Raw genomic sequence first — 24,360 nt, 5'->3', positions numbered from 1 at the left:
GTGCCTGATGCAGGTTATTCCGGCCTGATCAGCGCTCATTACCGGCCACGTCTGATCGCGAATTTGGGGGAGGCGCACGTTAAGCTTGCGTGATCTGCCCCCCGGCATCCTTGATCGCTTCACGCAGGATTTCATGCAGGCGGCTCAGGAACAGACGTGCATCAGAAGTCATCGCTGCACTGATCCGGGGCGCGGCCACATCATGAATGGCCTCAATCGTGTGGGCCCTGCGCATTGCTGACCCTGGTCCGCTGTGATCGAAGGCCTCTCGCCAGTTGGCTACTTGGTCATCTGTCAGCCGTGTTTTCGTCAGATCGTACAAACGCGCGAATACTGTCCTGCGGATCCGGTCGAGGGCCAATTCGCGTTCTTCATCGGTGTGCGGAGGCCGTGTCCAGTCGGCAGGTCGGTCCAGCCACTTTGAAGCCTCCTCCTGCAGCCGAGCAAGAAGGTCGGCCACTGGTGTCAGGTTGTCGTACTCGTCCGCCCAACGCGAAGCGAGGCGGCGGCTCAGGGCTTTGATCCTCGTCCAGTGCTCCTTGGAGATACCATCGTGGTAGGAAATTCCCAGACGAGCCCGCCAAGGATCTCTGAATGCATCGATTGCATCATGCATGGCAATTTCTAGGCCCTTGAGCTCGTAGATCGGGCTGCAGTCCGTCTCTTCGCTCTGTGTGCCAGCCGAGCGCATCATCTCGACCAGTTTTTCCAGTTGGCGCTTGAAGCCACCGGGCAGCTTTGCAGTCGGCTTGTCCAGGCCACCAAGAAAAACGGAATGCACATCGACCTGCCGTTCGACGGCACCCGCTACGCCTGCGCCCACAATGTCTCGGAGGCTCGAGATGGCATTGCCGACTGAGCCTAGGACATGGTCGCGCTTCTGGTCGAAAGAACCAAGGTTCGCACCCTTGACCTGATCGAAGTGGGTGAAGGCGATCGCCAGCTTGTCGGCGAAGCCTGAGCTGCCAATCGCGCGAAGGAGAGCAAGCGGGGCGGCCTGCATCGGCTGCTGCGCATTATCGACAAGGAGGATCATGTCGACGCGAGAGAACTTGTTGGTCACGCGAGTAGAAACCGAGGAGACACTGCTTGCGGTGTGGCCAAGGCCCTGACCGTCCAGAAGCACCAGTTTCAACTCTTCGTCCTGATCATCGAGATCAGGGTACAGCGGTCCCTGAACGCGAATGCCGTCGACAAGGGGGGTGAGCAGCCGACCGAACTGCTTGTGATGGTTGCTCGAGAACCAGCGAACAGCAGCAAGGAAGTCATCACGGTCATCGCTGACATAGGTCCAGATGGTCGGCCAGTCAGTTGTGGATCGCTCGGTGTTCCCAACCTCAATGCGGTCAAACCGCTCGGCGACCTCGTCCATCAGGTCCAGAGCGAGCGTCGAGAACCGAGGGTTCTTGAACGCCTCGACGCCGAACAGCTCAAGCCATGCAGCCTTGCCGTCGGCCGACTTCTCATCGCTGAGCCGACCGATCTGCGCCTCGCAGAAGGTACCCGTCTCTTTCGCAAGATCCTTGATGGCATTGACAAAGCCGAGCAGGCGAACGCGCTGGGTTTCGATCTCTTCTGCCGTGACTTCCTCGTCTTCGCTGATCGCGGTGTCCGGCTTTGCCTCGTCTTCGAAAGAGAAATCGTCGTCGTCGCTCTCGTGAGCGGTATTCCATCCGCCGAGAATGTACGAAAGGCGGAACCGCTGCTCCCGGTGCTCAAGAAGGGCCGCAGCAATCTTCGCGTCCGACTTGCCTTGGATCGCTTCGAGGCAAGCCTCCTCGATACACTCATCAATGTGCGCGCGTACCTCATGCTCGGGCATGAACGTCACGGCAGCGGAGAAGTCGCCGGGTGCAACGACGATCTCGATATCGGCAGTGGTCGTCTTGGCTGTCGAGGTCGACGGAAAACGATCAGTCTCCGGGTCAGAACCGATGATATGGCGCAGCAAAGTCGTCTTGCCGGCGCCCGTTGTTCCGAGAAACAGCACCGTGCTGTAGCCGTCGTCGCGGGTGGGGAGTGCGATCACAGCCGAGCGGCTCGCTTCCGCATCATGCACTTCCGCTTCGATTCCGTCGAAGAATGCGGAGACCACGATGTCGTCGAACTCGAGTGCTGCATCCTTGCGCCGATCGCCAGACCACCAGGACTCGTCCTGCAGTAGTTTATTCAGTTGCCCGACCAGCCGGTCCGCTTCCGCATCATCAGAGGTTCCAAGGCCTTTTCTTACCTTGAGGCCCCATTCATTGCGGCTGTCACGGCGAACAGGGTGCCGGAAGGTGACGCTCCATCCCGGGCGGTTGGATCTGGTCTTCGAAGCAGTGAACTTGCGATCGGTCATGGTGTTGTTCTCCGTTGTACCATAACTTCTACAGGCAGCGAGGCGCCGGGTCAATTCGATTCGGAACAACGCAGAACAACGCACGGTGGCTTCCATAAGGGACCGCATTGTGCAGCTTCCGCAAACCACGCACGCCGCGCTGCACGCGCGTCTTTCGGTGTTGCCCGCCACTGCCCTGAGAGCGGATGTGCCGGTTGCCGCTGGCCTCTCAATCCTGTGCGACGGCGCGCCATAGCCGGGAGCGAGGCGCCACAACCGCGATTAATGGCAAGGGGGTGAGGTAGCAGCGCTCTGGCTGATTTTCCCGCTGTAACGCCAGCCTCGCAGCGGCGGCGGCAGGTACTACACCGCCGCCATGGGGTATCTTGCGCATACTTGGCGTGCCTCGCCGTGCAGCTATCGCCGCCACCCGTGCTAGGTAGTCCGGGCTCAGCAGCACTGTATCAACAGGCTGAAACGCCAACTACCGCTCCGCAGTGATGGTGGCATCCACCGCATCAGTTCAGTATTTTCTGCAGAGCTGACTAACAGGCCGCTGCGAGAATGCCGCCGTGCGGCATCCTCCCGCATCGACCGTCCGTTATGGGCCGTCGTTGCCTCAGCTATCTGAACACATGCCCGAGAGCAGCCCCGCTAAATATAGTATTTGAATGGTTGCGGGCCGCCCTCCCGCGCCGAGCCCATCACAAGAATGTCGCCGACCATCTTCGCGAAGCGAACCGTTACGGGAAGCCCGTCATTGAAGTTGCACGAGTTGTAGTTGATCTTTGTCAGTCCCATGATGTCCGAAAGAACCGTCCGCATCTCTGGCTGTCGATGCTTTGAGCGCAAGATCGTCACCAAAAGCGGGTTGGGTGTTTCAGGCCCAATATACGTATCCAACTGCGGGACGTAACCGCTCGTCCAAAGGTAGGCATTCTTCTCGTCCAAATTTAGGGCCGTTCCCCTGATCACGGGGTAGTCGCCTGCACGGAAGAGCTTTGCGTCACCACCCGTTGGCCTGATCCGTACGCCAACGACATTCGTCCCCTTCGGTGCCGCGCGACAGAAGGCATTCCACTCCTCGTCGTTGAACGACGCCTGCCCATGGATGAAGAGCTCCTTGGGAGGTTCGGAGCGCAACTCCCGGTACGCTTCGATCACAGTCCTAAGAAGCTCTTCAGCGGCGTCAGCGTTTAGATGGTACTCGTACTCGCCGGTCTTCCAAGGGCCATTCGCGCCGCGGAACACCACGCCATCGCCTTCACTCAAAAACATCTGCGCAGCGCAGCAGACGTGATTGTCGCGGTTGTTCGGGAGGTTTTTGTAGACCATCCCGATGTAGCATACCCCTTCGCGCACGTTCGACAGCCTCCAGGGCGGTCGGTCCTGAGTCTTGTAGTAAAGCCCCGTCGCGATGTTCCACGCCACTGTCGCCGGGTCTTGGGTGGTTCGCTTGGGATAGCCCGCATTGTTGGTGAACGCTGTCGGTTCGAGGGTCGACTCGCGCAGGATCTGAGATGGCGCGATCGAGAGCAAGGTCGCCTTAATGTGCCTACGGAAGTCGGGAATGTCGTCAAACACGTCCTCGATGCGCGGGTCGAACCGTTCGTCCATGAAAAGGAATGACTGGGGTGACCTTGCGCGCTGCTTCTTGGGCGTTTTTCCGGCGACGAGGGTCAGACCGGTCCGCCTCGATTCCGGACGGCAGCGCTCGTAGACTATCTCGGGCACGACGAATATCCATACGTCGATCGATCCCTCTTCGTTCCGCCTGAATTTGTGGACGCGCTCAGTGTAGATACGGGCGACCGCATCGACGGCCTCGTGCATGTTCTGCACCCTCGTCGCGCGCTCGATAGCGTCGAACTCGACCGTCAGGGCCCTGAGCCGATCTGGATCGAACGTAACGCCGAACGTCTCTTCAAGTCCGGCGAAATCCGCGAGATGAAGGCGGTCCTTCTTCTCCGTCGGCCCCGGAGGCGGCACCGGTATCCCCGAAAGCAGCCGTCGGCTCCATGAGCGGAAGTGACCGACCCCGTCCGACGTTCCGACAACCCCAATTCGAATCTCTCGAGGCTTCCTTGGGCCGTCATGAGGTCCATATAGATAAAGGCCATCCTTTGGGTGGTGACTTCTCTGGTCATGGCAGAAGTCGAGTTCTGGCTCGTCGAAGTGATCCACGATCAAGTGTGCCTCGGAAAACCTCATGTACCGTCTCCTTCGGGCACAGCATCTTCGTCGTCAGCCCCTGGCCGACCGAGCGTGCTTTCGTCCTGCTCTTCGGCATCCGGGTCGCCCACGTCTGGAAGTGCGGTGCTGACCGGTGACATAAAGAGAAGGGGCTCAGATGAAAGAAGCATGTCCTGACCCGGAGCCAGCGAAACCCGAATGTAGGCGGACTCACCGGACATGATCTGAAGGAATGCCAGAAGCCGCCCATGCCATTGCTTGTTGCGCCAACCCTTGCAGCCCGATCTGCGAAGGCGATGCATCTTCTTCGGGTCGTCTATGCGTCCGCCCTGCTCTGTATCGTTGTCCTCCGCGAAAAGGACGCGCGCCTTCAGGCGGAAGTGCCAGAAAGGCCAGTTCCGAGGAATCGCTGTAACCCCATACGACCAGACATGCTTTCGGGCGATGTTGCGCAGCATCGACGACCGGCGCTCGCCTTGCCGGCCCCAGGGTACCCGTTCACCAATTCCAACCTGGCTGGGGGACACATGGAAACCATCGCCGTTGGAATACGCGTAAGCGACCATGCCGATCTTCCTGCAGTGCCGCTCCCATCCATCGCGCAGCAGGCCCGTGAGCATGTTCGACAAATCGCGTCCTGCGACACCGATCTCGGGCATACCCTTATCCACTGCATCCACAACCGGCACAGATGTACGCAGGCGCAACTTCGCCACACCTCCGAGGCTTTCCTCAATATCAGGCGGCGCTGCGAAAGTAATCACGCCTCGCTCATGCCCTACGGCAGGAAACGACAGCCCTTGCACCCGTCTCTTGAGGACGCCGGTTTGGACTGCTCCCGTCGCCTCGTAGAAGTGGAGTTCATCGGGCATTTCCAATATCTGAATCCAATTCGAGACCAAGGACTCTGGCTCGCGGACCAGCGGAACAGCACCGCGCTTGCGGAAGCTGTCCCATTGAGCTGCGACCACGATGTCCTCAGATCGACGCATCACGCCTTGGCGGCGCAATGTCTCGAGAAGCTTCGAAAGCCCTTCTGCCCAACCCCGCGCGAAATCAGCAGGCGTCGCATCGCGGAGGCCATCAATCTTGGCCCCATCCTCGATCCGTAATGGGATTATCAGGCGAGTGTCGCCAAGACTTGCAGCAAGCACTTTCGCCCTGTCGATCAGGTCCATCGCGTCTTCATTTGCCCGGGTGGCCGCGCCCGACACCACCAGCACCTTTGCAGCGCGGTGTTCCAGCGCCACTCCAATCTCCTTGTGCCACCTGTCTCCAGGCTCGAGGGTCTGGATCTCGGAAAAAACGCGATACCCGTGCGCTTCGAGCTTTGGACCGAGCCATAGAATGAACTGATCGTGGTCGGGGCGTGCTCCGACGAGGAACAGAGTATCCCTTTGCGCTTCCGCCTCCGACTCCACCTTGCTGCCGATCCCTGGCTTTGGAAGCAACGCTTGAAGGACCGAAGGTGGCGTCAAGCGGCCTTCGCGCTCATCCAGCGTTTCATTCAGCATCCGCTTCAGCGTACGCCCGCTCGCGGGGGTCCATAACTTGGGATGAGCTTCTTCGATGTCAGGATGAGCGCGTAGCAGCGCCTCAAGATCCTCGCGCCCGAAGATGTTTCCCGGAGATCGGATGGCGGGGCCGCAAATCTCTACGAGGTCCTGCTTTCGTTGTGGCGTCATCGCTACAGACGTCGACAGGATGTAGCGATCGGGCGCCAACTGATCGATCTTCGCCCGCTCCTTCGACATTTCACGCTTCAAAGCTGAGATAGCAGATCTCTCGTATCTCTTAGCTTGTAGGATCGTCAGGCCTTGCGCCTCCGGCGCGTGGCGTCCATCTATCCCACCATCGGCTCCTTCGCCGAATTGCTCGAAGCGGATGCCAAGAGCACGACCGATCAGGTCGGCTGAAAGCGCCTCGAACTCAGAGGGCGATAAGGCAGAGAAGTCGGTATGCATAACTTCTATATATCGACATTTAGCCCGGTTTACACTCAAGATTTACTACACAGACATGCTAACTTAATATCCCAACAGTGAATCTAGGGTACCTGTTGGATACGGTCGCATGACAGGTCCTCAACCATCCGACGGCAAGAACAACCGATATCCATACGTTTTGTCACCGGGCGGAAACGACCGCTTTTTACTTAGCGGGCTTCGTCACAGCAAACTTTGGCGCAGCCGCAGCGAAAACTCACTTCGTCCCGCGTCGCTGGCACTGACCAGTCGAAATTGCTGCGTGCGGCACGAATGGCCGGTCTGGGGAATGCCGCAGGGCGGCACAGCGCCCTGTCAAACGGCAGCTCAGGGCCGTACCTTCCGATGCGACACATCAGTTCCGATACTTCACTTTACAATCCGATACCCCTCCCCCTGCCGAGACCGTGACTGATGGCGAGGTCCCGGCCGAGGCTGTGGCCCGTGTCGATGCTGATGCCAAGCTCCCGCTTGCGGCTCTGGAGCAGAGAGTCCATCTGCGCATCGCGTTCGAGGCTCATCGCCATATTGCCCATCTCCGCGCGTGCGGCCCTGTGGCCGGAATAGTCGCCCGCCGCATACCTGCTTTCGCTGGCCTGCCGGAGTTCCTGAAAGCGTTCCACAAAACGGTCTGCGCGCAGATTGGGGTTCTGGCGTATCTCGGTTTCCAGTTGCAGGGCGCGTCTGGCGGGCGCGGCGCGATCAGGATCGCCGGATGCGACATCGGCCGCAAATTCGGGATTCGTCTTATAGACTGCCTCGGCATCGTGTGAGCCGTGAGGCCGGAGTTCATCAAATCCGGCGCGGGCGTCATGCAGTTCCCTAACCTGTTCCGGGCTGGCGCTGGTGCCCTGATCCTGCGCCTTGAAGATCGCGTCCACGGCGCGGGCATGGCGGACAAAGGCCCGGCCACGGGCGCGCCGCAACGCTGCCTCCGGGTCTTCTCCGGCCTGCCTCTCCGCCCCCTGTTTCCCGGCGCTATCCCTTTCCGGCTGCTTCACAACATCAGCGCCAGGCACGCCGTCGCCGGGATGGCGCAACCCGTCAAGCATTCCATCGACCGCATCACGCAGCCGTTCCGGCATCAGTCTGCGCATGATCTGGGCAACCCGGGCGCGGAAGGTGATGCCGCGCCGTTCGGCATAGTCCTGCTCCGGATTGATCTGCTGATCGTAGTCCGTCGCCATGTCTTTGGCCCGATCCCGCGACAGGGTGCGGGCAAGACGATCCTGACTGGCAAAATCGTCGCGGCCATAATGCAGGTCCATGCCGTCGCGGTGTCGCGACAGGGCGACATAGCTGCCGTGAGCGTCCATGCCGGGTGTTGTCAGAACATGCGTGCGGTCCACGGTCATGCCCTGCGCCTTGTGGATGGTCGCCGCATAGCCGTGGTCGAGCTTGTCGTAGTCCTTCAAATCGAAGCTGACGCCGCGCCCGTCATCGGTGCGCACGGTCATGCTCTGCGTGCTGACCTGCTCGATAGTCCCGAGCGTGCCGTTCTTGACGCCAAGGCTGCGCTCGTTTTGCAGGAACATGACGCGATCCCCAGCGGCGAAGCTGCGTTCGCCGCGCTCGACCGTCACGGGCACGTCCTCGCCAAGATCGCCAGCCGCCCGCATCCGGTCGCGGGCGGCTTCGTTGAGTTCCCGCACCTCGGCATTGGTATGGGTCAGGATGATGCGGCTCGCGTCCGGTGACGCCTGCCGGTCACGGTCCCAGCAGTCTATCAGATCGTCACGGGCCTGTTCGCGGGTCTGCGCTTCATGCACCATGTCGTGCGCGTCATAGGCATGAATCGCATCGACGGTTCTGCCGGTCGCCAGATCTCGGGTTGCGTCCCGCTGCCAGTCCTCGCGCTGACGGCGAACCTCGTGGATTTCGACGCCGCCATGACGATCATGGATCGAACGGAACGCCGCGCCCGCCTCGATGGATTGCAACTGCTGCGGATCGCCGACCAGCACTACTTTTGCACCGGCTTCGGCGGCATGGGACAGCACGCGCTCCATCTGCCGCGTGCCGACCATGCCCGCCTCGTCGATGACAAGCACATCGCGGCTGGTGAGAATGTCGCGGCCATTCTTCCAGCCATGTTCCATGCTGGCGATGGTGCCGGAGGCGATACCCGATCCGCCTTCCAGATTCTCGGCGGCGATGCCGGACAGGGCAACACCGCGCACCTCGTAGCCTGCCGCCTCCCATGCCTCGCGCGCCACGCCGAGCATGGCGCTCTTTCCCGTCCCGGCATAGCCGACGACAATGCCAAGATCGCGCCCATCCGTGACATGCGCCAGCGCATCAGCCTGCTCGCCGGACAGAACAAGCCCGCGCTGTTCGGCGCGCGTCAATGCGGCTTCGCGGTCCCTGTCACTGACCTCATGGCGTTCCTTCTCGGCCATGAGGTCAGCGGCGCGATGGAGGCGCTGTTCAGTCTCGATCATGTCACGGGTGGTGAACCGATCCTCGCCGCGTCCGTCTTGTCCAAGCTCGACCAGATCGGGCGAGCTGCGCATCGCGCCCATGACCTCGTTATACTGCTCGATGCCGTCGCTGTGCCGGTGCGCGAACATCGCCATGTCGCGGCGCGTGAAGGTTGATTGCTGCTGCGTGATCGCGTCCAGCGCTACCGATGGATCGGCGATGATCCGTGCGCCGTTGTTGCGGGCGATCTCGCGGTGCATGTCGGCGCGGTCTGCGGCTTCCATGCCTTCGCCCTCGATCCGCTGCGCGGGTGCGCCGATCTGGCATTGCGGCTCAAGCCCAATGCCCTGCGCCTCAAGGCTGCGATGGTCGATCCGCGCGTCTATGTCGAGCTCAGTGAGCCGCTCGTTGACATGATCGGCCCAGCGTTCGCGCCACCGCTCCACCATCTCCGTGCGGTTCCATTCCCGCACCTTCTGGCCGAAACCGTTCTCGTTCACGCTGCGCATGGTCAGCATAACATGGGCATGGGGTTTGGGGCTGCCGTCCTCGGCGAAATCCCAATGCACATTGAGGTCGGCGATCATGCCCTGATCGACAAACTCGGCCTGGACGAAGTCGCGGGCAAGCTCGATGCCCTGCGCCTGCGTCATCTCGCGCGGAATGGCGAACTCCACCTCGCGTGCAAGTTGCGCGTCCTTGCGGACCTCGAAAGCCTCGACATCGTTCCAGAGCCGTTCGCGGTCGGACCAGTGCTCCGGCGCGTTCTCCGGCAGCATCACCTCGGAATGGACAACGCCGCGTTTGGCGGAAAAGTCCTGCATGCGGTCGGTGCGCTCGTCGCGCATCCGCGAGGCCGAGCGGTAGGCGGCAGAGGCCACCGCGCTCGATCCCGCCTTGCGGCCGATGACCTTGACGTGAAGATGATAGATCGCCATGGCGACATCAGCAGCACGGCGAAGCGCACGTCGGAACGACGTATAAGCGCGCCCTCCCTCGAAAAAATCTCGGGATGGACCGGGCCGTGCCAGACCGTCCCGGCAACAATACTGCGTTCCGCCGTCTGCGCAACTATCCTTACCGCATCAACCACTTGCGAACGGGAAAGGACACTGGAATGCGGAAACCACGCGATTACGACGCGGAACTGAAGGCGATGGAAGACAAGGCGCGGGAACTGAAAACGCGGAAGGTGCAGCAGCTCGGCGAACTGGTGATCGCCACCGGGGCCGATGCGCTCACCGCCGAGGAGCTGGCCGGTGCGCTGATCGTGCTGGCGGAAACCAACGATGCCGGAAAGAGGGAGGCATGGGCGAAACGCGGTGCGGCGTTCTTTCAGGGCCGGTCGCGGCGATCTGCACCAGCGCCTGACCGCGACGGCGGTGGTGCTCAAACGCAACCGGGCGGCGCGCAACCGGCATCAGGCGGCACGGGCGCGGCATGACATGCGCACATGGCAGGTCGAGCGCCGCAAGCGAACGCGGCATCTGATTGAACTCGGGGGCCTCGTCGCCAAGGCGGGCGTGGTGGAACTGACTGGCGATGATCGCGCCACGATCTACGGGGCGCTGCTTTGGATGGCCGACAAGCTCAACAGCGAGGACGGCGAACGAGCGCGCGAACTGTGGACCGGAAAGGGGAAACAGGCGTTCGAGGCAGAACGTCCGGCACGCGCGCATGACAGAACTCAACCGCCGCAGGATCGCGCGTGACCGATGGCGGGCGGCGCGGAGACCCCACATATCGCAGCGTCGCCCGCCATCGCGCGGCAACGCCGCGCAAAGACAACGGAACGGATAGACTTATCCATGGAGGTTTATGATCGACCGCCAACTCGTCCGCGAAGTCGAGGGCGTCGTGTAGGGCGGTTCGGTGTCGTGGCAATTGGGGCGGCGGAGGGGATAGCGGCTTTAGCTACCCGGGCGAAGCCGGGATGAAGTTCTCCCCCATGAAGTCCACGAAGGCGCGGAGCTTCGGGGACAGGTGCCGGCTGGACGGCCAGAGGATGCGGAACGTGACGGAGTGCCGGACCGCATCGTCGAGCACGCTTACCAGCGACCCCTTTCCGAGTTGATCGCGGATGGCGAAGTCCGGCAGGCAGGTGAGACCCAGTCCCTGTTCGGCCAGATAGATCAGCGGCTCGATGGCGCTGGCGACGGCTGCGGTCGGAATATCGGCGGTCGCGGGATTGCCTTTGCCGTGCAACGGCCAGTCTTCAATCTTTCCGGTGCTCGGATAGAGATGACGCAGGCCGCGATGGGCTGACAGATCGGCGGGCGTCTGTGGAGTGCCGTGTTCCCCGAAATAGGCCGGCGAGCCAACCAGCTTGTAGGGGAAGGTGCCGAGCGTGCGCATCATCAGTCGGGAGTCTCTGATCTCGCCCGTGCGCACCACGGCGTCGAAGCCTTCTTCGATCACGTCCACCAGCCGGTCGCTGAAATCCAGATCGAGTTCGATGTCGGGCCACGCCCGCATGAAGGCCGCGAGCGTCGGCATCATCAGCATTCCGACCAGCGGCAGGCTCACCCGCAGCTTGCCGCGCGGTGCGCCCCTGGTCTGCGACAGCTCCAGCTCAGCCGCCTCGATCTCGCAAAAGATGCGCCGGCAGCGTTCGAGGAACAACGCACCTTCCGGCGTCAGCGTGACGGTGCGCGTCGAGCGGTGAAAAAGGCGCACGGCTAGCCGTTCTTCCAGCCGCGCCACCGCCTTGCTGATTGCCGACGAGGAAACACCGAGCTTTTGCCCGGCAGCGGTGAAGCTGCGCGTATCTGCCGCTTGGACGAAAGCGTTGAGCGATCCGAGACTATCCATAAGCACAATTCCATTGCTGACAGTTTCGTCAGGAGTATTTGGAACTGTAGCTCAGTTCTCCATAAACGGAAACACGTCTAGCTTTTGGACAATGCCGTCATCGGCGGATTGCGCCGGCCTTCTCAGATCGCCTCATCCGCCAGCGGCTTTTCAGACAAGGCTCAGGCGGACCAATGACCACGACGACGACCAGCGACACCACTCCCATTGAACAGGGCGATGCGCCTTCGGCCGTAGGCGACCGGCTTCCTCTAGCTGCGCTGCTGGCGCTCGCGATGGCGGCTTTCATCACCATTCTGACCGAAGCCCTGCCGGCGGGGCTGCTGCCACAGATGGCGGAGAGTCTTGTGGTCTCGGAGGCGCTGGTCGGCCAGCTCGTCACCATCTACGCGGTCGGCTCGCTCGTCGCGGCGATTCCGCTGACAACCGCCACGCAAGGGTGGCGGCGTCGGCCGCTGCTGCTGATCGCCATCGGCGGCTTCGCCATCGTCAACACGGTGACGGCCGTCTCCGACAACTATGCGATCACGCTGGTCGCCCGCTTCTTCGCCGGCGTGTTCGCCGGGCTGCTTTGGGCGTTGGTCGCGGGATACGCCGCCCGCATGGTGCCGGAGCATCTGAAAGGCCGCGCCATCGCCGTCGCCATGGTCGGAACGCCGCTCGCCCTTTCGCTCGGCATTCCGGCGGGCACCTTCCTCGGCGCGGCCTTCGGCTGGCGCGTGACTTTCGGCCTCATGAGCATGCTGACCGTCATCCTCGTCTTTTGGGTGCTCGCCAAGATGCCGGACTTCCCCGGTCAGGCGCGCGGAAAGGGCTTCGCGCTCCGGACAGTCTTCACCCTGCCGGGCATCCGGCCGGTGCTGTTCGTCACACTCGCCTTCGTTCTCGCCCACAACATCCTCTACACCTACATCGCTCCCTTCCTCGTACCGGCCGGCATCGCGGAGCGCATCGACGTGGTGCTGCTGGTCTTCGGCGTGACGGCGCTTCTCGGCATCTGGATCGTCGGCGTACTGATCGACCGCTGGCTGCGCGAGCTGGTCCTTGTCAGTTCCGTGCTGTTCGGCCTGTCCGCGCTGCTTCTCGGGATTTGGGGTGAGGTGCCGGCAGTGATCTACGTCGCGGTCGCCGTTTGGGGGCTGGCCTTCGGCGGTGCGGCGACACTCTTCCAGACCGCTTCGGCCAAAACGGCGAGCGAAGCGGCCGATGTGGCGCAATCCATGATCGTCACGGCCTGGAACATGGCGATTGCCGGAGGCGGGATCGTCGGCGGCATCCTGCTCGAAACCCTCGGCGTGTCTGCCTTTCCGTGGAGCGTACTGGCGCTGCTCGTCGCGACGTTCGCCGTCGCCTGGGCCGCCCGCTCGCACGGGTTCCCATCATCGAAACCCGGATCGGCCGCCAGCCAGGCCAATGATCTGCAAAACAGGTGAGGCCATGAATACATCCATAGTCACCGCAGAGCCCTCGACGGCGATCACCATTGACGGTCTGCCGGATCGCATCGACGCCGCCATCGACACGACCATTGCCGAGCAACGCCTTGTCGGGGCCGTTGTCCTTCTCTCCCTGGATGGGAAACTTGTCTATCGCCGCGCCGCCGGCTTTGCCGATCGCGAAGATGCGCGAGGATACGCTGTTCCGGCTGGCGTCCGTCTCCAAGCTCTACGTGTCCACCGCCGCGATGGTGTTGGTCGCGCAAGGGCGGTTGGCGCTCGACGAACCCGTCGATACATGGCTTGCGGATTTCCGACCGAAGCTCGCGGACGGCTCGGCGGCCCGGATCACCCTGCGCCATCTGCTAAGCCACACGTCCGGGCTCGGCTACGGCTTCCTCGAACCGGCGGATGGCCCCTATCACCGTGCCGGCGTGTCCGATGGCATGGACCTGTCGGACATCTCGCTTGAGGAAAACATCCGCCGCATCGCTTCGGTGCCACTTCTTTTTCAACCGGGAACGGCATGGAACTACTCGCTCGCAACGGATGTCGTGGGTGGGCTGATCGCACGCGTGACGGGCGTTCCGCTCCCCGAGGCGGTGCGCAAGCTGGTAACGACGCCGCTCGGGATCAATGACACCGGATTCGCGGTCGCCGATCCCGTTCATCTGGCCGTTCCTTACGTCAACGAAGCGTCCGGCCCGCGTCGGATGGCGGATGCCGAGATCGTGCCCCTTTGGGAAGAGGTCGAGGGACTGCGCCTGTCGCCAGCCCGCGCCTTCGATACGAATGCTTTCCCCTCCGGTGGTGCAGGAATGATCGGGACGGCCGGCGATACGTTGCGCATCCTCGAAACACTTCGGCGGGGTGGCGAGCCGCTTCTGCCTGCCGAACTGGTCAGCGAAATGGCTACCGATCACGCGGCGGGCATGGACCTCGCTCCATGGCCGGGACGCGGTTTCGGTCTCGGCTTCACTATTCTGCGCGATCCCGCTGCGGCCGGCTTCGCGGAGACGCCCGGCACATGGCGTATGGGCGGGGCCTATGGACATTCGTGGTCCGTCGATCCCGCCAACAGGCTCAGCCTCGTGGCGTTCACCAACGCCGGGCTTGAAGGGCAATCTCCGGGTGGACGATTTCCCGCCGACATCACGCGGGCGATCTATGACGGGTTGTGATCGAGATGCGCGGTATGGGCCAGCCACGGCGGGGAAACAAACGCCTCAACCAGCCCGTCTATGAAAACGCGCGTCTTTGCCGGGACGAGCTTTGCAGATGGGTGGACGAGGTAGATGCCTTCAGGCGTGGCGACCGGATGGCCGGGCAGTACCGGCACCAGCCGACCGCTCTTGAGTTCCGGTCCCGCGAGCCAGTCGGATACCATCGCGATACCTACACCGGCTACGGCAGCTTGGAGCAAGCTGGTTGCATCGTCGGTGACGAGCGGACCGGAGATGCGGATCGCGACAGTCTTGCCATCATCACCGAGATGCCAGATCGGATGCGACGCGAGCCGCGAAAACCCGATGCAGTCGTGGTTGGCAAGGTCGGAAGGATGCGCAGGCATGCCGCGCTCGGCCAGATAATCTGGCGAAGCGCACAACAGGCGACTGGCAGGGGCAAGTTTACGGGCGATCAGGCGGCTATCGGCGAGTTCACCGATCCGCACTGCAACGTCGAAGCTCTCCGCAACGAGATCGACATAGCGATCCTCGTAGCGCGCCTCGACGGCAAGGCCAGGATGCTGCCGCAGAAATACCGGCAGGATCGGCGCGATCCACATCCGCCCGAAGGTCGCCGGAAGAGACAGACGCAGCGTTCCCCGCACCGAGCCAGCCGCGTCAACGGCGTCCGTGTCGATCTCGCCCATCGCCTGAACGGCTTTCCGCATCCGCTGGTAATAGGCTTCGCCGGCTTCGGTCAGGGCGACCCGGCGCGTGGTCCGCTCCAGAAGCCGCACGCCAAGTCGCTTCTCCAGCGCCGTCACCCGCCGCGAGACGAGCGAGCCATCCCGGCTCAGTGCGGTCCCGGCGGCGGTGAATCCTGCGTGTTCCACCGTGGCGAGAAAGGCCGCGATCTGGTCAAAATCCGTTCCGTCCATTGCTGCATCCAATGCAGAAGTAATCTGAATATTCTTACTATTATAGTCTTACTATCTCCAAATTACCATCGCGGAAAACCGTCCGCGCTTCCGCTCCCTCCGTCTCGCCGGGCGCTCCGGTGCGGCGAAACGGAGTTCGACATGGACGCAGCATCAATCCCGACCCCCGCCGATAACCGTTACAAGGTTCTCTTCGCGATCTGCATCTCGGCCGTCATCATCCCATTGGTCTTCACCGGCCCGGCCATTTCCATCCCCTCGGTCGCACGCGATCTTGGCGGCGATCAGACTAGCCTCGGATGGATCGTGAACGCCTACGCCATCGCCTTCGGCGGCTGCGTCATGGCGGCGGGCGCGCTCGGCGATCAGATCGGGCGCAAGCGCTGCTTCGTCACCGGCCTCGTGATCTTCGCTGTAACCTCTGTCCTGATCGGCCTCACCCCGAGCCTGCTGGTGCTCAATCTCCTGCGCGCGCTCGAAGGCGTCGGCGGCGCGCTGGTGCTGACATCGGCCACATCGCTGCTGGCACAGGAATTCGAGGGCGCGGAACGGCCGCGCGCCTTCTCCTTCCTCGGCACGGCTTTCGGCGTTGGCCTCGCCTTCGGCCCCATGGCCTCCGGCTTCGTCATCGAGCTTTGGGGCTGGCGCGTGCTCTATTTCTCCATCGCCGTCATTTCGATCCTGATCCTCGTGCTAGGAACGCCCCGGATAAGGGAATCGTTCGACCCGGATGCGCGAGGGATCGACTGGCCGGGAACGATCCTGTTCACGGCCGCTCTGGTCGGCCTCACCTTCGCCATCGTGCTCGGCCCGCAGGAGGGATGGGCGAGCGCCACGGTTCTCGGCCTGCTCGGCGGCGCAATCGTGCTGCTTGCGGCCTTCGTTGCCGTCGAGTTGAAGCGCGCGCATCCGATGCTCGACCTGTCGCTCTTTCGCTATCCGCGCTTCATCGGCGTCCAGCTCCTGCCGGTCGCCACAGGTTTCAGCTTCGTCGCCCTGATCGTCTATCTGCCGATCTGGTTCATGGCCATTCAGGGCCGGGACGCCTTCGCCGCCGGCCTCGCCATCCTGCCGCTCACCGCGCCGATGCTCGTGGTGCCGTTGATCGCAGGCCGGCTGGCAAAGTTCGTCTCGCCCGGTATTCTCTCCGGCATCGGCTTCCTGATCGCCGCCGCCGGTGTGCTCCTGCTCATGCGGCTTTCGCCAGAAGCCGGGCTTGGCCCCATGATCCTGCCAATGCTGCTGATCGGCATCGGCAACGGCCTGCCATGGGGATTGATGGACGCGCTCTCCGTCAGCGTCGTGCCGAAGGAGCGCGCCGGCATGGCGGCCGGTATCTTCACCACCATGCGCGTTGCGGGCGAAGCCATCGCCATAGCCGCGATCGGCGCTGCGCTGGTCGGACTTACGGCGCATGGACTAATCGTCGCCGCAGCCGATAGCGCCATATCGCTCCCGACGAACGCCTCCGCAATCGCATCAACAATTAGCAGCGGCGCGCATGGCACCGCGACGAACGGAGGCCCGGCACTGGACGGAACGATCATGGCACTGGCGAATGTCGCCTACACGGATGCGCTCCGCGCGATCCTTCTCGTGCTGGCGGTGCTCGCCATACTTACCGCCGCCATCTGCCTGCTCACATTACGGGAAAGGCCGTCCTGCGATACAGACGGACGAGGCATAGGCCGGTAAGCGATGCGGCGGCGATGGCATTCAGCACGGATGGTTAGCCGCCTATGGGGAGTGCCGCCCCCCTCGCGTCGCTCATCCAATCAAGGCTCGGCATGGAGGAAGCGACGCCATGCTGCATATTGAATGGTGGCACCATGCCCCTTACGGCTACATATGGCAGCTTGCCGCCTCCGGTTTCGCTTGGGAATATCTTCGCCGCAACGACGAATATCGCCACGACTGCCAGACGCTGGCGCTGGCCCGCAGGCAGGACGCGAACCAACTGGAATCGTTCGTGCGCCGCTGGGGGTTGCTGTTTCCCAAGCGATCCGGACACGGTGGCTGATCTACAAACGCCACTCTGGTCGCCGCGCGTGCATCCAAACGCCTTCATACTGTTGCCCGTGGCGCATATAACCGACGCAAGCGGGCCGACAATCAAGCTGGCCCATCTCGGGGGCCTCGACCTGCGCCGCGCGGCTGATGGCTGCCACGGCATCTGGCAGGCCGATGGCATTGCGCATCAATTGTGGCTGCCCTGCGCCGCTCCCGACGCTTCGGCCTTCTACGGCACGTTCTTGCCTTTGGATGCCTTCTACGAACTGCGATCCCATGCTGCCCGGCGGTTCTGGCGCTCTGTCGAAGGCCGCCGGCCGGGGCCGGAGTTTCGGGTCATGCCCGCCCAGCTCCGCCAATGGCACATCTTGTCGTTACGCGCCCTGGACGCGCGACTGCACGGCGCGAGCCATCGCACCATCGCGGAAGTGCTGCTCGGATTCAGCGGCACGAAAGAGGATTGGGAAGTTGATCCGCGCAAGAACAAGGCCCGCCGCCTCGTCGCCCACGGCATCAGGATGATGCAGGGCGGTTATCGGCTGCTGCTGCACTATCCCATCAAAACGCACAGCCATTGATCGCACACAGCTTCGGCGCGGCCGGAACGACCGATATTGCGCCTGCCTCAAACGCCAAAAGGCCGCCTGGAGGCGGCCTAAGCGTTTTATCAGACTTGGATTTCGAGTGATTTATGTTGGAATTGGTTGCGGGGGCGCGCAACCTACGAGACCGACATTCGATCCGGGCGGCGATCTGACACCATCAGTCCTGTGCCACCCCTCTCACGGATTCCCTGTGTTTTCTCAGGCATCTCCCCTTTTGCCTCCAACCTCCGGTTCCTCATCTGCAGAGTTCAGCGCCACTTCGAGTTCGGAAATACCATCCATGATCGCTTCAAAGGCAGACGCCTCGCCAAAGATCATGCCCGCCATGGCACGGTAGTCGCGCCGGAGATCATCGAGCATCTTCCCCTCGGGATGAATGGAGAATGTCGGCGGCGCGGCGATCGCCAGGTCGAAGGCCGGGCGGTTGAAGAACATTCTGGCATGCGCGACACAATCTTCGGCCAACCTACGGTCTTTCAGCGCGCTCTTCCCGGCATCTGACGCCATAAGCTGGCACACATCGTAATAGTGCCGTGAAACCCGTTGTCCGTCCCCTCTGAGTTCACCCCGGTTGTCGAACCAGCGCCGGAGCCCGTGCAAAATGACGATCTTGTCCCAAAACGTCCTCTCCGCATCGACCGTTGTGACGTCGGTAACACCGAGGTCGATGCCAGGGACATCGGCTTCAAGGTAGGGTCGGATGATGCGCGTCGAATTGGGATCGAGGGCGGATTTCGCCCCGGATTCGATCTTGACGGCCTTTGCGATGTAGGCGTCCTCTGGGGTTGCCGATGGATAGCGCAGGTAGAGTGCCTGACTGTCATGTGGATCAGCTTCGACCCGGAACTGCCCGGAGCTCAGCCTGTTCCTCTTCGCGACCTCATCAACGATCTCGGACAGACCCGCCAGGCATGGCCCGTTGATATAAACCTCACACGCAGCCTTGATTGCATCCAGCGCCGCACCGCGCTTCTTGCCGCTGAGCGCCTGCAACTCTTCGATTGATGCCGCTTCTCCAAGATCGTCCCGAAACACGGTGACGTCGATGTCCTCCGAGAAGCGCCTGATCAGGCCAAAGCCTTTGGACAGCGACGTGCCACCCTTGAACAGCAGGCGTGGCCTGTCTTTCAGACCGTTGAACAGCGCGTCCAGCGTCCAGCAGACCCAGAAGTCCTTCTCGACATTCTGCGGCGTGGTTCCGAGACGCTGCGCCGTCGTCGTGAAGACGCCCGCCTTCGTTTGTGCGTCGGCCGCAAGAATCTGATCGTATGCGGGATTCATCATGAGGCGGCCTGTTCTTTGAGCATTGGTCGCAGCAGGTTCTGCATCCATGCGGGGAGCGACGCCAGACCCTCTGACAGATCCTGCCGCAGTGCCGGGCCGTCCTTCGGGTCATGAAGGATCATGTCCAAACGCCGGGCGAGTAGCTCGTCACCATCACCCTTCCCCAAAGTATCGCGCAGCCAGTGAAGCGCCTGAACGACACGCATGGCCGGGCGGCCTGCCCAATAGAGCTTGCTCGCCGCAGTCGGTTTGAAGACGATCTCCAACTGACCCAGCGAGACCGATTTCAGCCGCGTATCAGCGTGCACGACCACTTTCGCTGGCACCGCATTGGTGAAACCAAGATCATTGGCGGCTGTCATGCCATCGACCAGCACACGGATCTGATCACGCCGGGAGATGGCATCGATCACGCTGCGCGGATCGGGGGGATTGGCCTTCTGCGTCAGCGTGTTGAAGGATGGCCTGTCATAGAGTCCGCGATCGATCCGCCGCAGGGTTCCTGTGCCGGTCAGGCGTTGCAGCGTCTTGTCCACCGCATCCCGCGCCCCGAGGTCGAGGAAATCCCGAGGCGTCCAGACGGCGCTGGAGGCCCCTGCCCCAATTCGCGCTAGAACGGCGCTCTTCAGATCTGATGCTGACTCTATCATGTCCGAAATATGTAGCATAATTTCGGACAGTCGGCAATCCTCGCGTCCGAAATATGCATACATTTTTCGGACGAACTCGCCTGATGCTCCACCCGCACTCATCAGGACAACGCGCTCACTTCCCGTCGCCTTTCCGCGCCTTTGCGAACCCTCGATCCGTTGCAATGAATCGCTCGAGGATAGGCACGATCAGGCGGACGGGTTCGACGGCCCCCTGCCCTCCCGCCCGGCCGAGCAGTTCGCCGTAGAGGATCATGTCCCTGTGCAGGCTGGCGGGCAGTTCCACCGTCAGCTTCACAGGTTTGTCGTCGGGCAGCGGCCTGAGCTTCAGCTTTACCATGTTCAGCCTCCTTCTCTCTGGAACACCAGATCTCTCGTAACGATCACCCTGACGGGGAACCCCGGTCGAATGGTCAACGTGGGCGCGACCTGCATCTGGCGCTGCACAATCTGCTGGCCGACCTGATTGACAGTGTCCTGCGCACCGTCGCGGATGGCGCGGACAAGCCGGTCCTCGTCGTCACTGGCGAGTTCAGTGCCGATCGCCAGCAGGGTCGCGAGGCCGGCGGCCTTGAAGACCTCGCCCCAGTGATAATCGACGGCATCCTCCAGCCCGGCATAGCCGGCGGCATCGGCGCCGGGCAGACGCTCCAGCACCAGCGAGGAGCCATCGGGGAAGATCAGCCGGTTCCAGACCAGCAGCACCCGGCGCTGGCCGGTGCCGACGCCGGAATCGTATTCGCCGATGATCCGGGTGCCCTGCGGGATCAGCAGCAGGGATCCGGTCGGGCTGTCATAGACGGGCTCGGTGACCTGGGCGGTGATCTGGCCCGGCAGATCGGAACGGATGCCGGTGATCAGCGCCGCCGGAATTACCGATCCGGCCTGCAGGATCCAGGGCGATGATGGCGCAGCGATGCGGTCGACCGCCACGGGCTGCCGGTCCACCGGCCCGTTCAGGAACGCGGTCTGCGGATCCTGCGACCCTGTTGCCCCCAAGAGGTCGAGCCCGGCAAAGCCCGGAGAGGCAGCGTCCGCCGCAGCGCCGGTGCCGGATGTGGCGGGGAAAAACACCCGGCTCAGCCGCGCGGCCTCTTCCTCGGCGCGGCGCCGTTCCTCGTCGGGATCGGCCGCAGCCGGTGCCGCGATCATGGGCGGGACGACAGGCTGGCCGCGGTTTTGCGCATCGAGGATTGGCCCGCCCAGATCGCCGGGCAGCGGCGGGCCGAGGATCGGGCCGGCATAGTCGCGCGGCAGGGCCGCCAGACCATCGGCGGTGGCGCGGTTGTCGATGGAATAGAGTTCCTCGCCGCCTTCCCCGGCCTGACGGGTCTGCAGCGCATAGATCAGCGCGCCCCCGATCATGACCAGCGCAATGGCGGCGGTGCCCGCCAGCATGCGCCGGGAAAGACGGGTGATACGGGCTGGCTCGGCGCGCAGCCGCATCGGCGAGGCGGTGTCGGATGCCGGTTTGCCGCCGCTCATGACGGAACCTTCCCGCTGGCCGGGGCCTCCGGCAGGGTTCCTGCCGCTGTCCCGGCTGCGGTCTCTTTCGGCTCGACGCGCAGGATCCGCACCACCTGCTGGCGTCTGCCGCTGCCGAGGCGGAGTTCGGCCGCGCCGAAGAGCCGGTCGACGATCAGGATATTGCGATGCACCCGGGTATTGACGATCTGCGGCTCGCCGTCGGGGCCGAGGACGAAGATCGGCGGCATCTCGCCCTGCACGATGCCGCGCGGAAAGACGACATAGACCCGGCGGCCATCGTCGAAGACAGAGACCGGCCGCCAGGGCGGGCTGGCGCCCTCGATCTGCAAGCCGTAGCGGTGGTTGCGGGCGGATTCCGCGGGGATCACCGGCGCGGCGGGCGTCGCCTGCCGCCTGCTTCCCGGCTGGGCCGGATAGGACCAGGCAACGGCGGGCATGTAGAGCGCTTCCTGCGCCCTGAGTTCGATCAGATAGCTGCGCCGGTCGGTGGTGACCACGAGATTGGTCGCGATATCGGGACGGGTCGGCTTCACGAGGATATGGACCCGGGCCGCAGCGCCGCTGCCGCTTTCGCTATCGCCGATGATCCAGCGCGCGGTGTCACCTGCGGCAATGGGACCGGCCCCCGTCAGACTCTCGCCCGGTTCCAGCGCGATATCGGTGATCTGACCCGGTGCGGCATAGACCTGATAGAGCGCCCCTTCCGAGAAGGGGTAGATCTGGATGGCGTTGTAATAGCCGTCGCGGCGCGGCTCGACCCGTGCGGCGGCATTGGCATTGCCGACCCGGGTGGTCGCATCGGCTGCGGCAGCCCCGCCACGCGCGACGGTCCAGCCCGGCGGGGTATGCAGGGGCTTTGGCGTGGTCTCTGCCGCACCGGCCTGCACCGCCGGCAGCGCCGGAACATCGGCATCATAGCCGAACTCCGGCACTGCCTTCCTTGCGCAGCCAGAGATCAGCGCAGTGCCGATCAGCAGGGCCGTGAGGGAAAGAGAGACTGGGCGTTGGGGGAAACGACGGTTCTCTGCAAGAGGGGCGGTGGTCATTGGCTCATCTCCCGCGACCAGCTGATGGCGTTGACGTAGATCCCCAGCGGATTGGCGCGCAGCCGTTCGGCATCGCGCGGCGTGCGGATCACGATGGTCAGGATCGCGGTCCAGCGCTCGGTGGCGCCCAGTTGCCCGCTCTCGTAATGCCTCTCGGTCCAGGCCACCCGGAAGCTGTCCGGCGAGGCGCGGATGACCGAGGAGACCTCTACCGCAATCTGCTGGCGTCCGACCTTCGCGAAGGGATCGTTCTCACGGGCATGATCGTTCAGCGCCGACGCCCCGCGATCCGTGGTCCAGTCATAAGCCCTGAGCCAGTTCTGACGAACGATGATCGGATCGGCCGGAATGGCGCGGACCTGTTCGATGAAGCGGCCGAGATGCCAGGCGATCTGCGGATCGGAGGGGCGATAATCGGCCACGGCCGGGGCGACGGTTTGCGCCTGGCCGAGATCATCGACCTGCACCACCCATGGCACCACGGTGCCGCGCGCCGATTGCCAGACCAGCGCCGCGGCGAATCCGGCCGAGAGGATCAGCGCGCCGAAGGCCATCAGCCGCCAGTTCTTCGCCTGCACCCGGGCGGAGCCGATACGCTCGTCCCAGACCTGGGCCGCCTTCTGATACGGGGTCTCGGGGGCGGGTGTCTTGCCGTAATGGGGGGCAGCCCGTCTGAAGATGCTCATCTGTGATCGCTTTCGGAAAGAGAAACGGAAGCTCCGCCGCCCCGGCTGTCCCCGGCGCGGATGGTATGGGCGGCCATGCCGGCGGAGCGGGTGATGGCGGAACCATGCGACAGGCGCTGCGCCCACCCGGGGACGGAGGTCCCACCGCCGGACGGCCCTGCACCGCTGGTGCCAGCACCGACCGTGCCTTGAGTGGTGGTACCACCAGTGCCGGTGAACCCGGCCTTCACGCCGGAAGCATGGCTGGCCGTAATGCTGGCGGCCGCGCGGCGCAGCGGAGAGAGAGCGGCACCGCCAGCGGCCTTGCCGATCCCGGCCGCGCCGGCAGCCATACCGGCCGCGCCGGACTGGCCTGCCGAGTTCAGCCTATAGGCGGCAGAGGCCGCGCCTGCCGTGGCGGCGCCACCACGAACGGCCGCCGCACCGCCCTTTGCCGCCATCATGGCGCCGCCGCCGGTCGCGATCAGCGTGGCGGCTCCGGCAAGGCCGGTTCCGACGGCAGCGCCCGCGCCAAGCTGCGGCCCGCCGGAGACAAGGCCCGAGGCGATGCCGGGGCCGAAGATGCCGAGACCGAGGAGCGAAAGTGCCGCGAGAACAATCGCCATGGCATCGTCGACGGTGGGGGCTACACCACCGAAGCCCGCAGTGAACTGCCCGAAGAGGGTCGAACCGATGCCGATGATGACGGCGAGGACCAGCACCTTGATCCCCGACGACACCACATTGCCCAGCACCCGCTCGGCCATGAATGCGGTCTTGCCGAAAAGGCCGAAGGGGATGAGGACGAAGCCCGCCAGAGTGGTGAGCTTGAACTCGATCAGGGTGACGAAGAGCTGCACGGCGAGGATGAAGAAGGCGAGCAGCACCAGCACCCAGGCGAAGAGCAGGCAGGCGATCTGGATGAAGTTCTCGAAGAAGGAGACGAAGCCCATCAGATCGGAGATCGATTCCAGCAGCGGCCGTCCGGCATCGAGGCCGGTCTGCGCCACGCGGCCGGGACGCAGGAGATCGGCGGTCGAGAAGCCGGTACCGGAAGCCATCAGCCCAAGGCCCGCGAAACTGTCGAAGACGATCTGCGCGAGGCTGTTCCAGTTGCCGATCAGGTAAGCGAAGACGCCGACAAAGAGGGTCTTCTTCACCAGCCGGGCGAGGATGTCGTCATCCGCACCCCAGGACCAGAAGAGCGCAGCCAGCGTCACATCGATCACGATCAGGGTCGAGGCGATGAAGGCGACCTCGCCGCCGAGCAGGCCAAAGCCGGAGTCGATGTAGGAGGTGAAGATGCCGAGAAAGCTGTCGATGACGCCGGTGCCGCCCATAT

The 24,360-nt window shown here is 63.4% G+C and carries 20 protein-coding genes; 7 read left to right on the top strand and 13 right to left on the bottom strand.

The window, feature by feature from the left end; all coding sequences use genetic code 11:
* Positions 1-79 precede the first annotated feature (79 nt).
* The 4 genes from D2T30_RS13705 to traA form a co-directional block, all read right to left on the bottom strand.
* Positions 80-2,341 (bottom strand): hypothetical protein, encoded by a 2,262-nt coding sequence (locus tag D2T30_RS13705; RefSeq protein ID WP_128209320.1) that lies wholly within the window; start codon positions 2,339-2,341, stop codon positions 80-82.
* Positions 2,342-2,974: 633 nt separating this feature from the next.
* Positions 2,975-4,531 carry an argonaute/piwi family protein gene (locus D2T30_RS13700; RefSeq protein WP_128209319.1) on the bottom strand — a complete coding sequence of 519 codons (1,557 nt, stop codon included), beginning with the start codon at positions 4,529-4,531 and terminating at the stop codon, positions 2,975-2,977.
* Positions 4,528-6,477 carry a TIR domain-containing protein gene (locus D2T30_RS13695; RefSeq protein WP_128209318.1) on the bottom strand — a complete coding sequence of 650 codons (1,950 nt, stop codon included), beginning with the start codon at positions 6,475-6,477 and terminating at the stop codon, positions 4,528-4,530. Before D2T30_RS13695 ends, D2T30_RS13700 begins: the two co-directional genes overlap by 4 nt.
* Positions 6,478-6,872: 395 nt before the next feature.
* The gene (gene traA, locus D2T30_RS13690) at positions 6,873-9,857 is read right to left on the bottom strand and encodes a Ti-type conjugative transfer relaxase TraA (protein WP_128209317.1); all 2,985 of its coding nucleotides are present in this window, start codon (positions 9,855-9,857) and stop codon (positions 6,873-6,875) included.
* 179 nt (positions 9,858-10,036) lie between these two features.
* On the opposite strand from traA, the gene D2T30_RS13685 reads away from it, so the two are divergent.
* Together D2T30_RS13685 and D2T30_RS13680 are read left to right on the top strand one after the other, a co-directional pair.
* Positions 10,037-10,363 carry a conjugal transfer protein TraD gene (locus tag D2T30_RS13685; RefSeq protein WP_128209316.1) on the top strand — a complete coding sequence of 109 codons (327 nt, stop codon included), beginning with the start codon at positions 10,037-10,039 and terminating at the stop codon, positions 10,361-10,363.
* Positions 10,302-10,631: a conjugal transfer protein TraD gene (locus tag D2T30_RS13680; RefSeq protein ID WP_380730359.1), complete on the top strand. Its 330-nt coding sequence runs from the start codon at positions 10,302-10,304 to the stop codon at positions 10,629-10,631. Before D2T30_RS13685 ends, D2T30_RS13680 begins: the two co-directional genes overlap by 62 nt.
* A gap of 202 nt (positions 10,632-10,833) precedes the next feature.
* Here the strand turns inward: D2T30_RS13680 and D2T30_RS13675 are convergent, their stop codons facing one another.
* The gene (locus D2T30_RS13675) at positions 10,834-11,730 is read right to left on the bottom strand and encodes a LysR family transcriptional regulator (protein ID WP_128209315.1); all 897 of its coding nucleotides are present in this window, start codon (positions 11,728-11,730) and stop codon (positions 10,834-10,836) included.
* 173 nt (positions 11,731-11,903) lie between these two features.
* On the opposite strand from D2T30_RS13675, the gene D2T30_RS13670 reads away from it, so the two are divergent.
* Positions 11,904-13,163: an MFS transporter gene (locus D2T30_RS13670; RefSeq protein WP_128209314.1), complete on the top strand. Its 1,260-nt coding sequence runs from the start codon at positions 11,904-11,906 to the stop codon at positions 13,161-13,163.
* Positions 13,164-13,312: 149 nt separating this feature from the next.
* Entirely contained in the window at positions 13,313-14,347 is a 1,035-nt protein-coding gene (locus D2T30_RS13665) for a serine hydrolase domain-containing protein (RefSeq protein WP_206612959.1), read from the top strand.
* On the opposite strand, the gene D2T30_RS13660 is transcribed toward D2T30_RS13665, so the two are convergent.
* Positions 14,332-15,270, bottom strand: a complete 939-nt coding sequence (locus tag D2T30_RS13660) for a LysR family transcriptional regulator (RefSeq protein ID WP_128209313.1) — start codon at positions 15,268-15,270, stop codon at positions 14,332-14,334. The two genes, D2T30_RS13665 and D2T30_RS13660, sit on opposite strands and share 16 nt — an antisense overlap.
* A 141-nt stretch (positions 15,271-15,411) precedes the next feature.
* Here D2T30_RS13660 and D2T30_RS13655 point away from each other — a divergent pair, with 141 nt between their 5' ends.
* The 3 genes from D2T30_RS13655 to D2T30_RS13650 all read left to right on the top strand — a co-directional run bounded on the left by D2T30_RS13655 (position 15,412) and on the right by D2T30_RS13650 (position 17,858).
* On the top strand, positions 15,412-16,965 hold the full coding sequence (locus D2T30_RS13655) for an MFS transporter (protein ID WP_128209312.1): 1,554 nt from the start codon (positions 15,412-15,414) through the stop codon (positions 16,963-16,965).
* Between the two features lie 109 nt (positions 16,966-17,074).
* Positions 17,075-17,290, top strand: coding sequence for a transcriptional regulator domain-containing protein (locus D2T30_RS23645; protein ID WP_241651279.1), 216 nt, complete (start codon positions 17,075-17,077; stop codon positions 17,288-17,290).
* Positions 17,283-17,858, top strand: a complete 576-nt coding sequence (locus tag D2T30_RS13650) for a DUF2285 domain-containing protein (protein WP_241651278.1) — start codon at positions 17,283-17,285, stop codon at positions 17,856-17,858. Before D2T30_RS23645 ends, D2T30_RS13650 begins: the two co-directional genes overlap by 8 nt.
* A 225-nt stretch (positions 17,859-18,083) precedes the next feature.
* Here D2T30_RS13650 and D2T30_RS13645 read toward each other — a convergent pair whose 3' ends face one another.
* From D2T30_RS13645 to trbL, 7 genes are all read right to left on the bottom strand, one after another.
* Positions 18,084-19,169: a nucleotidyl transferase AbiEii/AbiGii toxin family protein gene (locus tag D2T30_RS13645; RefSeq protein WP_338325444.1), complete on the bottom strand. Its 1,086-nt coding sequence runs from the start codon at positions 19,167-19,169 to the stop codon at positions 18,084-18,086.
* Positions 19,166-19,705 carry a DUF6088 family protein gene (locus D2T30_RS13640; RefSeq protein ID WP_241651277.1) on the bottom strand — a complete coding sequence of 180 codons (540 nt, stop codon included), beginning with the start codon at positions 19,703-19,705 and terminating at the stop codon, positions 19,166-19,168. The genes D2T30_RS13645 and D2T30_RS13640 overlap by 4 nt, the downstream gene beginning before the upstream one ends.
* A gap of 229 nt (positions 19,706-19,934) precedes the next feature.
* Positions 19,935-20,159, bottom strand: a complete 225-nt coding sequence (locus tag D2T30_RS13635; protein WP_128209310.1) for a DUF2274 domain-containing protein — start codon at positions 20,157-20,159, stop codon at positions 19,935-19,937.
* A gap of 2 nt (positions 20,160-20,161) precedes the next feature.
* Complete coding sequence (locus D2T30_RS13630) at positions 20,162-21,304, bottom strand: TraB/TrbI/VirB10 family type IV secretion system protein (protein WP_206612957.1); 1,143 nt, start codon at positions 21,302-21,304, stop codon at positions 20,162-20,164.
* Positions 21,301-22,353, bottom strand: coding sequence for a P-type conjugative transfer protein TrbG (gene trbG, locus D2T30_RS13625; protein WP_128209309.1), 1,053 nt, complete (start codon positions 22,351-22,353; stop codon positions 21,301-21,303). The genes D2T30_RS13630 and trbG overlap by 4 nt, the downstream gene beginning before the upstream one ends.
* Positions 22,350-23,039 carry a conjugal transfer protein TrbF gene (gene trbF / locus D2T30_RS13620; protein WP_128209308.1) on the bottom strand — a complete coding sequence of 230 codons (690 nt, stop codon included), beginning with the start codon at positions 23,037-23,039 and terminating at the stop codon, positions 22,350-22,352. Before trbF ends, trbG begins: the two co-directional genes overlap by 4 nt.
* Positions 23,036-24,358: a P-type conjugative transfer protein TrbL gene (trbL, locus tag D2T30_RS13615; protein ID WP_128209307.1), complete on the bottom strand. Its 1,323-nt coding sequence runs from the start codon at positions 24,356-24,358 to the stop codon at positions 23,036-23,038. Before trbL ends, trbF begins: the two co-directional genes overlap by 4 nt.
* Between the last annotated feature and the right edge of the window lie 2 nt (positions 24,359-24,360).

This window comes from Paenirhodobacter populi (genome assembly GCF_004022215.1).
GTDB lineage: Bacteria > Pseudomonadota > Alphaproteobacteria > Rhodobacterales > Rhodobacteraceae > Rhodobacter > Rhodobacter populi.
This window is presented reverse-complemented; position numbering and strand designations above follow the sequence as displayed.